14 protein-coding genes are annotated in these 14342 nt (G+C 42.0%); 6 read left to right on the top strand and 8 right to left on the bottom strand.

Annotated features, from left to right (window positions below; genetic code table 11):
* Positions 1-26: 26 nt before the first annotated feature.
* The 3 genes from WJR50_RS13170 (at position 27) to aat (ending at position 2242) form a co-directional block, all read left to right on the top strand.
* Complete coding sequence (locus WJR50_RS13170) at positions 27-404, top strand: four helix bundle protein (protein ID WP_341293750.1); 378 nt, start codon at positions 27-29, stop codon at positions 402-404.
* Positions 405-498: 94 nt separating this feature from the next.
* Complete coding sequence (gene trpD, locus WJR50_RS13165) at positions 499-1497, top strand: anthranilate phosphoribosyltransferase (RefSeq protein ID WP_341293749.1); 999 nt, start codon at positions 499-501, stop codon at positions 1495-1497.
* A gap of 52 nt (positions 1498-1549) precedes the next feature.
* Entirely contained in the window at positions 1550-2242 is a 693-nt protein-coding gene (gene aat / locus WJR50_RS13160) for a leucyl/phenylalanyl-tRNA--protein transferase (RefSeq protein WP_341293748.1), read from the top strand.
* 50 nt (positions 2243-2292) lie between these two features.
* Here the strand turns inward: aat and WJR50_RS13155 are convergent, their stop codons facing one another.
* A complete protein-coding gene (locus tag WJR50_RS13155) occupies positions 2293-2670 on the bottom strand; it encodes a DUF4890 domain-containing protein (protein WP_341293747.1) in 378 nt (125 codons plus the stop codon).
* Between the two features lie 122 nt (positions 2671-2792).
* The gene (locus WJR50_RS13150; RefSeq protein ID WP_341293746.1) at positions 2793-3929 is read right to left on the bottom strand and encodes a M12 family metallopeptidase; all 1137 of its coding nucleotides are present in this window, start codon (positions 3927-3929) and stop codon (positions 2793-2795) included.
* 525 nt (positions 3930-4454) lie between these two features.
* Between WJR50_RS13150 and WJR50_RS13145 the strand changes: the two genes are divergently transcribed.
* Positions 4455-4874, top strand: coding sequence for a BLUF domain-containing protein (locus tag WJR50_RS13145; RefSeq protein WP_341293745.1), 420 nt, complete (start codon positions 4455-4457; stop codon positions 4872-4874).
* A 77-nt stretch (positions 4875-4951) separates the two neighbouring features.
* On the opposite strand, the gene WJR50_RS13140 is transcribed toward WJR50_RS13145, so the two are convergent.
* Genes WJR50_RS13140 through WJR50_RS13130 form a run of 3 tightly spaced genes read right to left on the bottom strand, consistent with a single transcriptional unit; the run spans position 4952 to position 9333 of the window.
* Complete coding sequence (locus WJR50_RS13140) at positions 4952-5932, bottom strand: PorP/SprF family type IX secretion system membrane protein (protein WP_341293744.1); 981 nt, start codon at positions 5930-5932, stop codon at positions 4952-4954.
* Positions 5933-5939: 7 nt separating this feature from the next.
* The gene (locus WJR50_RS13135) at positions 5940-8975 is read right to left on the bottom strand and encodes an Ig-like domain-containing protein (protein ID WP_341293743.1); all 3036 of its coding nucleotides are present in this window, start codon (positions 8973-8975) and stop codon (positions 5940-5942) included.
* Positions 8976-8988: 13 nt separating this feature from the next.
* A complete protein-coding gene (locus WJR50_RS13130; protein WP_341293742.1) occupies positions 8989-9333 on the bottom strand; it encodes a hypothetical protein in 345 nt (114 codons plus the stop codon).
* A gap of 527 nt (positions 9334-9860) precedes the next feature.
* Here WJR50_RS13130 and WJR50_RS13125 point away from each other — a divergent pair.
* Positions 9861-10118, top strand: a complete 258-nt coding sequence (locus WJR50_RS13125; protein ID WP_341293741.1) for a hypothetical protein — start codon at positions 9861-9863, stop codon at positions 10116-10118.
* A gap of 139 nt (positions 10119-10257) precedes the next feature.
* Complete coding sequence (locus tag WJR50_RS13120) at positions 10258-12342, top strand: alpha-L-fucosidase (RefSeq protein ID WP_341293740.1); 2085 nt, start codon at positions 10258-10260, stop codon at positions 12340-12342.
* 7 nt (positions 12343-12349) lie between these two features.
* Here the strand turns inward: WJR50_RS13120 and WJR50_RS13115 are convergent, their stop codons facing one another.
* The 3 genes from WJR50_RS13115 to ctlX all read right to left on the bottom strand — a co-directional run bounded on the left by WJR50_RS13115 (position 12350) and on the right by ctlX (position 14326).
* Positions 12350-12820, bottom strand: coding sequence for a hypothetical protein (locus tag WJR50_RS13115; RefSeq protein WP_341293739.1), 471 nt, complete (start codon positions 12818-12820; stop codon positions 12350-12352).
* A 6-nt stretch (positions 12821-12826) separates the two neighbouring features.
* Positions 12827-13324 carry a hypothetical protein gene (locus WJR50_RS13110; RefSeq protein ID WP_341293738.1) on the bottom strand — a complete coding sequence of 166 codons (498 nt, stop codon included), beginning with the start codon at positions 13322-13324 and terminating at the stop codon, positions 12827-12829.
* A 69-nt stretch (positions 13325-13393) separates the two neighbouring features.
* The gene (gene ctlX / locus WJR50_RS13105) at positions 13394-14326 is read right to left on the bottom strand and encodes a citrulline utilization hydrolase CtlX (protein ID WP_341293737.1); all 933 of its coding nucleotides are present in this window, start codon (positions 14324-14326) and stop codon (positions 13394-13396) included.
* Between the last annotated feature and the right edge of the window lie 16 nt (positions 14327-14342).

Below are 14342 nucleotides of genomic sequence, written 5' to 3'. Positions count from 1 at the left end.
TTGTTATTCGGATTAGTATTTAAACTATGGATAAGATGTATTTAAGTTTGAATGATATTGAGGCTTACCGAATAGCTTATCATTTGAGTAACAAAGTCTGGAATATCGTACTTCAGTGGGAACAATTCAGCAGAAATACTACAGGTCAGCAGTTTGTCAGGGCAATAGATTCGGTTTCAGCTAACATTGCCGAAAGATTTGGCAGATTTGGGAAAAAAGATAAGATTCGCTTTTATCGCTATGCTTCCGGTTCAGTGTACAAATGCCTGTACTGGAACGAAAAAGCCAAAGAAAGAAAGTTGTTGTCTCCGGAAAACTATGATTTTATCTTTCAGGAACTCAAAAAATTACCTAAAGCTATCAATGCGCTTATTAAGTACACCAATGAAAAATTATCCATATAAGGACAATAAAATCATTTAACTCTAAAAAAAGTCAATAATTCAACCATTTGACAATTTGGTCATATAGCCATTTAATCATTCAGCAATTCAATCCATGAAAGACATCCTCAACAAACTCATAGAATATAAATCTTTAGACAAAGACACGGCCCAGCAAATCCTTACCAAGCTGGCGCAGGGAGAGTATAACCAAAGCCAGATGGCTGCTTTTCTGACGGTTTTTCTGATGCGAAGCATTACCGTAGAAGAGCTGGAAGGCTTTCGCGATGCCATGCTGGAGCTTTGTGTACCGCTGCACATTGAAGAATACGATGCCATTGACCTCTGCGGTACCGGGGGAGATGGCAAAGACACTTTTAATATTTCTACCACTGCGTCTTTTGTAGTGGCGGGAGCAGGACAGCCGGTGGCCAAGCATGGCAACAAAGGTGTATCTTCCGTAAGCGGTTCTTCCGACCTAATCACTCACTTTGGATATGAGTTTACCAATGATGCTGATAAGCTTAAGAAAAGCCTGAAGGAAGCAAACATTTGCTTTTTGCATGCGCCGCTCTTTCACCCTGCCATGAAGAATGTAGGGCCGGTAAGACGTGAACTGGGTATGAAAACCTTCTTCAACATGCTGGGGCCTATGGTTAACCCTTCCTTTCCCAAAAGGCAGTTGGTAGGTGTGTTTAGCCTGGAACTGGCTCGCTTATATGCTTACCTGTACCAAAAAACCGACAAAAAGTTTGTCATTCTCCACTCTCTGGATGGTTATGATGAGATTTCTCTGACTGGTCCATTCAAGATGATTACCAATGAGCAGGAACAGGTTTTGCAGCCGGAAGATCTGGGCTTTTCCACGCACAAAGCAGAAGCATTGCATGGCGGTGAATCTGTAGAGGATGCCGCGCGTATTTTTATCAACATATTGGAAGGTAAAGGCACCAAAGCACAAAATGAAGCTGTGCTGGCCAATGCAGCTATGGCTATTCATTGCGGCAAACTTAGACTCAATCTGAAAGACAGTATCGCTGCCGCCCGTGAATCTCTGGAATCCGGAAAGGCATTGGAAACGTTTAACAAACTGATTGCTACACAGGCAACATAATGACAACATTTGTTTTCATTTTCACGATAAACATGAGGGCAATTCAACTTTTATGCTGTACTGGCTTAGCAATGAACTAAACTTTCCACCGGTAGAAGAAGCAGAAGACTGGGGAGGCCTGGCTTTGGGAGGAGATCTTTCTCCCGACAGACTACTTTTAGCTTATCGTTCGGGGATTTTCCCCTGGTATGACATTGGGCAGCCTATCATCTGGCATGCTCCCGATCCCCGCTTTGTCATGTTTCCTGATAAGCTGAAAGTTTCCAAAAGCATGCAGCCTATTTTTAATCAGCAAAGATTTAGGGTAACACTGGATACTGAGTTTAGAGCTGTAATCCGAAATTGCCAGAAAACCCGACGCAAAGGGCAACAGGGAACCTGGATTACGGACGAAATGTTGGAGGCATATTGCTATCTGCACGAGTTGGGCTATGCGCACTCCGTAGAAGTCTGGCAGAAAAACAAACTGGTTGGCGGATTGTACGGAGTTTCTTTGGGCAGTATTTTTTTTGGAGAATCTATGTTCAGTAAGCTTAGTAATGCTTCTAAAACCGGATTTATCACCTTAGTATGGGAGCTTCAGAAGAGAAAATTCAGCCTCATTGACAGCCAGGTGCACACGCCTCATCTGGAAAGTATGGGAGCAGAAGAAATTTCCCGTAAAAAATACATGAAACTGCTCAAGCAGGCATTAAAAGAAGTAACTCACAAAGGCAGATGGACCGACTGGATGAATGAAAAATGAGTTGCCACCTTAGCAGCAACTCAAGTAGAGAGGTATAATCAGGAGAAATCTTAACCTTCTTTTCTGTCTCTTCCCCGGCGATGTCCGCGCCTTTCGTGCATGTCTTCTTTAAGGGCAAGGTAATCTTTGATCTGTTCTTCTGACAATAAAGATTTTAGTCCTTCCTCCATTGTCTTCTGCTGCTCTTTTCTTAGAGCCATTCTCTCTTCCCTGTTGGACGCCTGCTCTGCTTTCTCTCTACCCTCTTTCATACTGTTGAGAAAAAGTGCTTTTACCTCAGTAGCCTGCTCTTCAGAGAGGCTTAACTTTTCAGTCAAATGAGCAGTCATCTTTTCTGCCCTGTCTTCAGGTGATCGCCCCCCTCTTTGAGCGAAAGCAGTGGCACTTATCAATATTCCAAAAGCGATTGCAATTAATCTTGTTTTCATGATTGTATATGTTTTCGTTTCTGGAACTTAGAGCAAGCTTACAAGCAAAGGTTTAAAACCTATCTCAAAATTTTTTCTAGCTAAAAAAACTTTTAACCTTCAGCTTTGAGCTTGTAACTCATTCACCACATCATAATGGCAAAGTTTCCTTCCATATGCTGGTAGTATAGTCTTGCCCTTAGTACATAGCGATGACCTTTAATAAGCCGGTAGCGAAGATGTGCATTATAATCTTTCCCGCTATCATCATCTGCACCACGATATCTCCATTCGCCCTCTTCATCTTCAAAGAGTACCAGAATAGTATCTGATTCACCAAAAGTACGGATGCTGTAGGTACGTGTTGTTTTAGGAACAATTACATAATCTACCTGGTCTCCTGCTTTGATACTGAGTTTTTTGGAATGGAAAGGTGAAAGTTCCTCCATCTCTTTTTCCAGAGGAGGATAAAATGTCCTGACCCATTGGATATCTCGTTCAGACAAGCCAGGGTCTGGAAATATTCCCTCCTCGCCATAAACTTCTGGGCGAAGAATCAGGCCGGGCCCGAAGGGATAATGCATGATAGAATTAGGATCCCAGTTGGAACCCTGTACCGTATCGGGGTCAAGCTTGCGAATAATGTTGTTATAGGTTTTATCTCTGGACCAATTGTTAGGCGGTTGGGCCAGCGCAGCATACACAGCCTCTTCATTCCAAACGATACCCGCATTAGGGTTTTGATGCTCGTGCGGCAAGCCTAGGGTATGTCCAATCTCATGCAAAGCTGTATCCAGGCCATCCTGACCAGATAAATTCCAGCCAAAATTCATGGTTCGCTGCCCGGCTCCAATATTCAGTACATAGGTTCCTAAATAAGACCAGGCTCCATCTCCCTGCATAAAACCAATTCTTACCTCAGCATCTTCCCGATTATCCACTTCCTGAAACTCCAGACCTATGCCTATCTCCTTCCATCTTTTAAAGGCTTCTCTAACTACATTTTGCTGGTCTTCCGGCCCTACCCAACTTCTCCAGATACGTTCTCCCCCCGGAGTAAATACATATTCACCATCCTCCTCCTGATCAAAAAAATAGTAATGAATCACGGTACCATTTACCCATTTATTGTCCGTGATGATAATAGCCGCGGCCCTAAAGGGACTGACATCAAAGTCAAAAACCCGAACCGGAGTCATCGGCATGGAACAATAATTTGTGGTAGGATTTTTTTTGGTGAGTTCCTCCTTTGATTTTGCTTTCTTTTTTGATTTGGCCATGGTTGTGCAATTTAGCTATGTATATCTTTAAGTGTCAATGACTTTATATAGAAACGCAATGCTTTTAGGTCTCATGTACGCAGAGCAATTATGAAAACAATAATTTAATAAGCTTCGGATAGCATTTGCTTGAAATACCATTAAAAAAGTAATTGCTCTTATCTGGATTTAAAAATTACGACAAAAAAATTTACTTCATTAATTACCAAAATAAAAAAAACACAATTCATGCTTAAAAATACTCAAGTAAAAACAAGGTTTTTAGGCTATTGATTAAAGTTAATTTTACATTTTCTTTAGAAACCTAACACCAGTGCTTCACTGACATTGAGAATAGAAATCCTTTTCTATGGGGCTAAAAGCATGTCTTCAGCAATTTTTTCAGTTGAATCCTATATTTTTTTACCCATACCTCACACAAACTTACATATGCAAGTAAAACTTGTTGTATTATTTTAATTTTTTATTAAACAAAATTTATATACATTTGTACTATATCAACATCATGTATAAAATATAAGGAATATGTTATCACAATTAGTTTATGTCAGCTTGAGAACACCAGCTTGTACTGAAGAAGAAATTCAGAAAATATTAGCTTCCTGCAAAAAAAATAACAAAGAGGAAGATGTAACCGGAGTTTTACTGTATTCAGATACACATTTCTTACAATACTTAGAGGGTGATTACAGGAATATCTCATCACTTTATGACAAAATCAAACTGGACAAGAGACATAAGAGTGCGCTTATGGTAAGTAGTGCTCCTATCAGTAAAAGATCTTTCCCCAGTTGGCAAATGGGTGCCAAAAAGTTTGACAAGCAGAACGTAGTATTTCAGTCTGAAATGAGTACCTCAGAGCAAGATGCTTTCCAAGCTTTGCTTAGCGGTCAGTCTGAAGATGGTCATCAGGCACTAGGCTTAATCAAAAAGTTCTTCAAATAAACTAAAGAGGCTCAATAATTTTTAGTACAAATATTTCCTCAAAAGCAAGAAGCGCGGTCATAAGCCGCGTTTTTTCTTTACCAGATGGTCAAACTTTTCCCTAAATGATGATCTCCCCTGCCGCCAAGCTGGTAGCTAAGCATCAGTTCACTGGTCTGCATGGCCAGCTGAGCTTTTCCAGTGGGCACTTCAAATGCATAACCCACCTGCAGATTTTGCAAGCGTAAGCCCAGGTTAAAAGAGTAGGCTAACTGGTTTCTGTAGCCTGCTCCTACCCAGAATTTATTTTGGAAAACACCTTTAAGCTGTCCCTCAGGGCTTCCTCCACGTTGCTGATCATATTGATAAAGACCATTCACCACCAGCCCAAACTGCTCAGAAAGCTGAGTTCTGTAGCCTCCCTGGATAATATGCTTATAGTCATAGACGATAAAGCTCATTTCTCTGTCCAGATTTCCCTGACCTTTGGTGGCATCGTGCAATGCATATCCCAGATAGAAATGCTCTCCGGCCAGCATCAGACCGAGATTAATATCCATACGTCCGCTTTTAGAATTTTGCATGTATTGCATTACGAACGGATCATTACTTTGCTCAAGGCTCATCTTATGGGCATTCATCCCTTCCATATTGTAAGTGATGCTGGTACCAGCCCTCAAACTAACGGACCTAGTAATCTTGAGGCTGGAGCTATAGCTGAGGTAGATTTGATGTTCAAAATAAGGACCGAAAGCATCTTTTAGGAATGATAGTCCAAACGCATGACTGGCTTTTGACTTAATTAATGCTTTATCTTCTTTCTCATCAATATTGTTTGCCTTCCATTCCTTCATATCTGACATATTAAGTTCGGTAGAAAGATAAAAAGTAGTGGGTGCTCCTTCTACGGACGACCATTGGCTGCGGTACAGGGAGTTAATCGCTGAACCTTCAAAGCCGGTAAGCGCAGGGTTAAAATACTGCTTGAAAAGAGGAAAGTTGGCGGATTGTTTTCTGCTTTGTGCCAGCAGATTCAGGCTCACCAATAAAAGTAGGCTTAGTACGTAGATTTTCTTCATGTTTTGGCTATTTGATGACGCTCAGCACGCCGCGTTTGCTCAGTTGAATATCGTTGATCGTAATGATGTAGTAGTAACTGCCTTTCTGGATGCTTCCGTTATTGCTTCCGTCCCAGCCCTGCTCAGGATCAGTGGTCTGGAAAATTCTTCTGCCCGAACGATCATATACTTCTATCAATACATCATCAAAAAACTTAAGGTCAGGAACCAACCATAGTTCGTTGATACCATCAGCATTGGGCGAAAAAGTATTGACAAAATTAATCGGCTCTGTTTGTTCGTAAGGCGTTTTGCTAAGTGTAAATACAGCTTCTATAGTATTGGAATATGCATCAGCACTTTGTACCCGGATAGAAAAGCTTTTTTGTCCTGACAGTCCGTTATCAGAACTTAGGAAAAGTTCATTTCCAAGAATTACAAATAGATCGTTATCTGTAGCTCCCTCACCTTCTACCAGCGCATATTGATGCACATCATCATCTGTATCTTGGGTAGTGAGGCTGGCAATGGCCTCATCCTGTGTAATAACCGGACTAAAGGTATTGGCAGAAAGTATAATCAGTGTAGGAGCACGATTTGGAGCAACTTCTAACTCAAGCTGGGCTTTGATGTTTTGGGTATTGGTACACCCTTCCAGTATTAGCTGACCTTCAATGGTATATGTTCCTGCTTCATGGGTATTGAAATCATCTGTAATCCAGCTTACTTCAAATGACTTCTGTGTTTTATCTGAGCAGTTGACAGTTACCGTTTCGGGAAACTCTACTGAGGCAATGCTTGTGGCAAAAGGAACTTGAATACTTGGCACAGACTCTACACTGACAATATCCACTATGGTTTTTTGAGGAGTAGCGTCATAAAGCAGAATCAGACTTTCGGAAGAAGGCAGATTTACGTTTCCAGCTACATCCTGCGTAACTGCCCCAGCAATGGCTATTGTTACTTCACCATCCTGCTCAGCTACAATTTGGGCTACAAAATTCTGATTGTTATCTGTTTGTAGCTGTGCAACTGTACCATTGCTGACACTAATATCTTCTGCTGAAAAGTCAGTAACTACTTCGCTAAAATCTATATTGATGTTAAAAGCAGCGTTGAACACATTTGCTGAGGCTGACAAACTCACTTCTGGCGCAGTGCTATCATAAGTTTTGCTCAACAATTCAGAAGCCAGATTAGGATTAGATGCTGCGTCTATTACTACACCATCAGCTATTTCCAAGCTTACTAGCCCATCTGAATTTGGCTGTATGCTCAGGCTATAGTGCTGAGCGCTTTTTAGCTGTAATTCCGAAGCAGTCGCGTTTTCTAAAACCAAATCATGGGTAGTAAAGTCACTTACAGCTTCGCTGAAATGTATGTTGACAATAAATGCCTCTTTGACTGGATCATGTTCACTGGTAGTAATGCTCACTGTAGGTCTGCTGCAATCTTTGTAAATCTCGTCAGTAGTTACTTCTCCAGTATTTCCTGAAGCATCCGTGAGACTTAGAGAAAGTATAAGTTTACCATCGGCAAGACTACTTACATCAACTGCACTTACTTTTTGTGTTGTTGTCTTGATACTATCAATCCCACTTACCAAAGTTGCTCCATTGCTAGTTTGTATGGAATACTCGTAAATGCTTCCCGGCTCAGCTCTCTCAATGGTAAAATTGAGCGTCGTCTGGTTTTCAAGATTAACGACACTTTCATCAAAGGAAACAGCGTAACCTTCGGGAGCGGTTATATCTACCACGGTAACAATGGCAGTAGCTCTACCCTGGTTTCCACTTTCATCTGTAGCAGTAAGCGTAACTGAATTTTCACCCAAATCCTTAATACCAAATTCTGACTTGCTTAGATTGAGGGTAAGCCTGCCAGAACAAGCATCTATAGAACCACCATCAATTTGCTCGGCACTGACACTGGCTTTACCCTCTTTATCTAATTGTATAGTAATGTCTTTGGTAATAACTTGTGGGGCAGTAAAATCATAAATCGTAACTTTGGCCGCGGCTGAAGATGAGTTTCCGGCATTATCACTTACTGTAAGGGTAACTGTATTTTCTCCCAGATCATCACAGGTAAAAGTTGTTTTATCTACCGAATAAGTAAGCTCACCACAATTATCACTGCTCCCTCCATCCAGGTAGTCAGCAATTAATTCTGCCTGGCCATCTTCATCCAGTATCAAAAAGTAATCTTTAGTACTCGCTTCCGGAGCTTCTTCATCAATTACTACATCATAAGTTATTGCACTGGAGTAGATCGCCCCTTCAGTGTCTGTCACTGTACAGCTTATGTTTTTGGGACCTTCTACTTCAAAAAGAGTTTTCAGCGCCTGCGCTTCATAAATTTGACCATCACCAATATCCCATTGATATGACTGTGCTTCTTTCAGCACCAAAACCGAAATATCATCCATTCCCCAGTTATCGTAGCTGGAGCCTGAATTGGAAGGCTGGAACCAGCGAAATCTCGTGCTCGTTGTCTTTGCCTCTTCCGGTATGACTACAGAAAATTGTGTCCAGCTATAGAGGTCTACACCCTCGGGAGATAAGGTACCAATCTGGTAAGGCACCCAGTATTTTATAGTGCTCCAATGTAATCCTCCATCGGTAGAATATTGCAGGTACACTCCTTCGCTGGGTTCATCAGGATTCTCGCAACCGCTACTGGGATCATCTCTTCCAAAGCGCATGCTGAAAGTAATTTGCCCTCCTATTTTTACATTAAGGTCATTGGTAGCTACAAATCGCTGTCCGTTACTATCATTAATGGTTGCCCAGAAATAATCAGAATTGTCAGGAGTATCGGAAAAGATGCCTGAGCAGGCTTGCCCGAGATTATAAGGGCTGGAGGACCAGTCGTCCGGCATACGTCCTGAATCGAATGAATAGGTTGTGCCTACCTCAATAAAGCCTGCTTCAAAGCTTACATGCTGATTGCCACAGCTTCCGCTTTCTTTATCGGAAGTAATGGTGAACTGCTGTGCTTGCAGCGATAGACTGGTTTGCCAAATGACAAATATTGCTAATATCCTGGTCAATGTACTTTGCATGAGCGGCTATTGGCTAGAGGAGGTAAAATTTGAAATCAGTGAAATAAGGCGCGGCTGACCTGGCACTGGCCAGTACCATCAGATGATTATTGGCATAGCTGCCGCAGTTTCCCTGCATCACTTCTCCCGGAGCCAGTATGATGCTGACATAATTTTCATCACTGTCACTTTCAGGACTGCTGTACCACTGTAGGTTGAGCTCCTTATCGGATTTATTTTCCAGGCGGATGGCGAAAAAGTAAAACGCGACACCGTTCATAATGTCATCACAATGCACCCGGCGGTAGCTGATACTGTAAGTTTCTTCTTCTTTGAAAGTAGTCCACTCATCAAGTGCCAGTAGATCGTGGGTCATCATAAAAAATGAACAGAGGCACAGCAAACAAATTCTTTTCTTACTCATCAACATGCATTCGTGGTTTGAAGTAGAGGCAATGCTGATTCAGCACTTTGTCTTTACCATAGTGCTCTTCAGCGCTTAATTTTAATGATTCCGAAAGTTAGGTAGGCAGCTTCTAAGTTGTGGTGCGATGGGATTGGCTAAGCTACGTTCGTATTGTTTTCTCTTTTTTCAAGGAAGCTCTCACTTAAACTGCAATATTTAGGAAGAAGACTGCGTATTCTTATTGTTTCATCTTTGTGCGTAAATTTGAACCAATAACCTAAAAATATAACGCATCAAAGTATGATTATCACTTATCCAAAATACCATTAAAAATCTGCTGCTTAATATCCATTTATGCTGATAAACTCTAGAAAGAGATAAGCGTATGCTTAAAAAATATGTACTTGGAAATGCAAAATCTTACGCATATTGATATTTAGTAGAAAGTAAAAATTTTGCGTAAAAGCTGCTAATTTCACCACCTTATCAAAAATATTAGGATGAAATACAGAAAAAAGCCGGTAATCATTGATGCCATTCAGTGGAAGGATGCCGATCACCAAACTGTAAAAGCCTGGTGTGAAAGTTTTGGAGATCGTTTTGAAGACCACTTTCTTATGGATGATGGTTTCAAAGTGAAAACCCTGGAAGGCAGTAGCTACAATATTAGTCCGGGAGATTATATCATCAGAGGAGTAAAAGGAGAATATTATCCCTGTAAGCCTGATATTTTTAAAGAGACTTACGAAGCTATTTAATCAGTAAGCTCATCCCTCTTGGAAAGACTCTTTTGGGTTAAACTATCTTCTCAATTTCCCCTTGCGTTTTATTTTCTAAGCTTCTATAACTAATTTTCCATCTTCCTTAATATTAAACTACTACAGCCGTCATACAGACATGAAACATATAGCCTCATTACTATCCTTTTGCCTCTTAATTTCTACTGCCCTATGGGCGCAGGCACCTGAACCTTATGGTCCTGTTCCTTCCGAGCGCCAACTGGCCTGGCAGGATCTGGAGTATTATGCCTTTGTCCATTTTAATATGAACACCTTTACCGATATGGAATGGGGCTATGGCAATGAATCGCCTGAGCTGTTTAACCCTACTCAACTAGACTGCCGGCAATGGGCCAGAATAGCCAAGAAAGCGGGTATGAAAGGTATTATCCTCACTGCCAAGCATCATGATGGCTTTTGCCTCTGGCCGTCGGAATACACCGAGCATTCAGTTAAAAACTCTCCCTGGAAGAATGGACAAGGGGATGTACTACAAGAACTACGAGAAGCCTGCGATGAATACGGGCTGGAAATGGGCATTTACCTTTCGCCCTGGGACAGAAATCATCCTGACTATGGCAAGCCTGAATATCTGACGTATTTCAGGAATCAGTTGAGAGAGTTGCTGACCAATTACGGAGATATATTTGAAGTCTGGTTTGATGGCGCCAACGGTGGCGACGGATATTATGGCGGTGCTAATGAAGAACGTAAGATTGATCGCAAAACCTATTATGACTGGGAAAATACCTACAGGATTGTAAGAGAACTGCAACCAATGGCCGTACTCTTTAGCGATGCCGGACCGGATGTACGCTGGGTGGGTACAGAAGAAGGATTTGCCAACAAAACCAACTGGAGCCTGCTGCGCCGTGACGAAGCCTGGCCCGGATGGCCCCGCTATCTGGAGCTGCGCTCCGGCCATGAGGATGGTACCCACTGGCTGCCTGCAGAGGTCAATACCTCTACTCGCCCCGGCTGGTACTATCATGAATCGGAAGACCATAAGGTCAAAACTTTGCCCGAACTGTTGGATATTTATTATCACAGCATAGGTCGTAACGGTACTTTTCTGCTCAACTTTCCGGTAGATACCCGAGGACTTATTCATGAACAGGACTCAGCCCATGTGATGCAACTGGCTGAGCAGATCAAAAAAGATTTTGCCAATAACCTGGCACTTGATAAATCTATAGAGGCAAGTCAGGTCAGAAATGGAGGAGATGCTTACGCTGCCAACAAGGTAAATGATGGAGATGAAGAAACTTACTGGGCTACTGACGATGGTGTAACTTCTGCTTCCCTCACCATTGATCTGGGTGAACCCACTTTTATCAACCGTTTTCTGGTACAGGAATACATTCCGCTGGGCCAAAGGGTGAAAGCTTTTACCGTAGAAGGTTTACAGGATGGTAAATGGAAGCCTATTGCTGAAGAAACCACCATTGGTTACAAACGTATTCTTCGTTTTCCTGATGTGGAGGTATCCAAAGTGCGTTTCACTATTGATGAATCCAAAGCTTGTCCGCTGATTTCCAACCTGGAACTGTACCGAGCCCCTAAAGTGCTGAGCGAGCCACGGGTTTTGAGAAACAAAGAAGGAGTAGTGGAGATCATTTCTCCCGATCAGGATGCCAAGGTATATTATACCACCAACGGTCAGGAGCCTACCGCCTCTTCTACCCCCTACACCGAAGCATTTGATTTTGCACAAAAGGGAACGGTAAAGGCTATCATCATAGATGCTCAAACCGGAAAAAGCAGCCCGGTAGCTTCAGTAGATTTTGACATCAGCAAGGCTGACTGGAAACTGATAAAGCCTAAAGGCAAAGCTGAAGAAGTGAACGCCATCTGGGATGGCAAAGCTTCTACCCAATGGGGCGTAGAAGATGTAGACTTTCCCGCTGAATGGATCGTTGATCTGGGAGAAAGCTATCGCCTGAAAGGTTTAACCTATCTGCCCGATCAGAGCCGGTATGCGACAGGTATTGTTTCCAACTATGAAGTATTTGTGAGTGAGGATGGCAAAAACTGGGGAAAGGCCCTGGCTGAGGGCGAGTTTTCCAACATTCGCAATAATCCCATAGAGCAGCAAATCAATTTCCAAACCAAGTCAGGTCGCTTTGTGAAATTTGTAGCTACCAAAATCACAGATGGACAAAATGGTGTAAAAGCCGCAGAATTGAGCGTGATTACCGAGTAAAAGGTAGTCAAAAAGTAAATTGATGCGTCTTGAAAATTTTGATGATCAATGCTTCATCTTTGGGGTCAAATACATATAAGCTGTTTAATCTTTGTCCATCACCTGCATCAAGATAGACAGAGAGCCTTATTTCTCCATCCAAATCACCTTGCCTTCGTTCTTTATGAATAATGGAGGGCACATCATTGATTTTTAATCTCTGAAAAAAGATTGTCTGCTCATTCTTGATAACGTTTTGAAGACTACCAAAACTAAGATATCCCTGATCAAAATAAATGGTATCTTCAGGACCAGCAATTCTACCAATGTAGGTGTCTATGCCCTGGTCTTCTATTAAAGTCCATCCTTCGGGTGTATTTAGGGTAAAGGTGCTGGCATTTACACGATTTGATAATTCATAAGATTCATCTTCTGACGAACAACCCAGTAATACGAAAAGCATTACAGTTAAGATGCTATGTAGAAAAAACTTCTTCATATTGACTCATTTTTGTCTGTAATAAACCTGAAACTCAATATAAGAAGCAAAACCAGGACATGGACCACCGGGACAGTAGTCAAAAGTTAGTTGGTCTGCAGAATTGTTAAAAGAAAGTTCTACCTCCGGTATACCTACGTCCGAACTTTCTAATGTCAATGCTTCACGATTCAGATAATCGCTTTCATCGTCAAGACCGTACTGCTCTGTATTAAATCTTCTGAGGCGGTTGTCTGTCACTTCATATTCTCCAAGCAGGAGGCTACGATAACCCATGATTTGTTCGGGATTAGCAGTTTCCACTACCAGATAGACTTCTTCATCGGTTCCGTTGTTTCTGAAGATTATTTCATTTCTGAAAGACAGGTTTGAGTTCTCCATTTCACCTGCCTCCTGATACCATTCCCCCTGTACAGGTTTCGCAAAATTGATCTCATCCGACTCACAGGAAATAGTGAGAATAAGTACGAGCAGCAATAAAAGGTTTTCGTAGCGCTTTCTCATATACCTTTTGTTGGGTTGAGTATCAGAAAGACACCTAAACGAGCTACTCAGTTGGAAATCATTGCCTCTTTATTTAGGTAGAAAAATCTCGGCCATCATGCAGCGGGCACTACCTCCTCCGCAGGTTTCAATCGTATAGAGTGGACTGTACAGAATATTGGTATGCTTTTCAATCTGCTTAATCTGTTCTTCTGTCAATGAACGATAAGCCTGTTCTGACATCACCAAGATTTTTTGACCTGACTGGTTTCTCACCTGTAGCATATTGCCGGCGAACTGATTGCACTGCTCTTCAGTAATATGGATGATTTCCTTTCCTGTCTCTTTCAGCGTCTGAATCACCACCTCACGTTCTTTAGTATCTCTGATGGCTTCATCGCAGAGGATTGCGATATCCTCTCCCACACTCATCATCACATTGGTATGATAGATTTCAGATAAACTACCTCCCTCCGTAGTTTGAGAGGCATTGAAAATCACTGGCTTGTAACCAAATTTATTACAAAAAGCAGCAAACAGATCTTTGTGGGTCCGGGGCGATACGCAGGCATAAGCGATCTGATGCTTCCGGTCCAGAATCATACTGCCGGTGCCCTCCAGGTATTGCTCCTGGGCTTCAAAGCTGGAATAGTCAAGCCTGCGTGCCACCTGAAAGCCCTGACCCTGCAATGCATCAATGATATCTTCCCGCCTTTCGAGTCTCCGGCTGGCTGCCCACATAGGATAAGTAACCACTGTACCATCTGCATGGGTAGAAATCCAGTTGTTGGGGAAAATAGAGTCAGTTTTGGTAGGTTCTACCGTATCGTCTATGACAATGACGTTCACTCCGGCATTTTTCAGTTTGTCTACAAACTGATTGAATTCTGACAAAGCTTCCTGCTGTATCTCAGCAGGGCTTTGAGTTTCCAGTTTTTTCTGGTAAAGGTTATTCTCAGCCGTTTCGGCATTATAGCCAAATTTAACCGGCCTGATCATGAGAATTGTATCAGTGAGTTGCATATAATTACATATTGGA

Source organism: Catalinimonas locisalis, assembly GCF_038039535.1.
In the GTDB taxonomy this organism is placed as follows: Bacteria; Bacteroidota; Bacteroidia; order Cytophagales; family Cyclobacteriaceae; genus Catalinimonas.
This window is presented reverse-complemented; position numbering and strand designations above follow the sequence as displayed.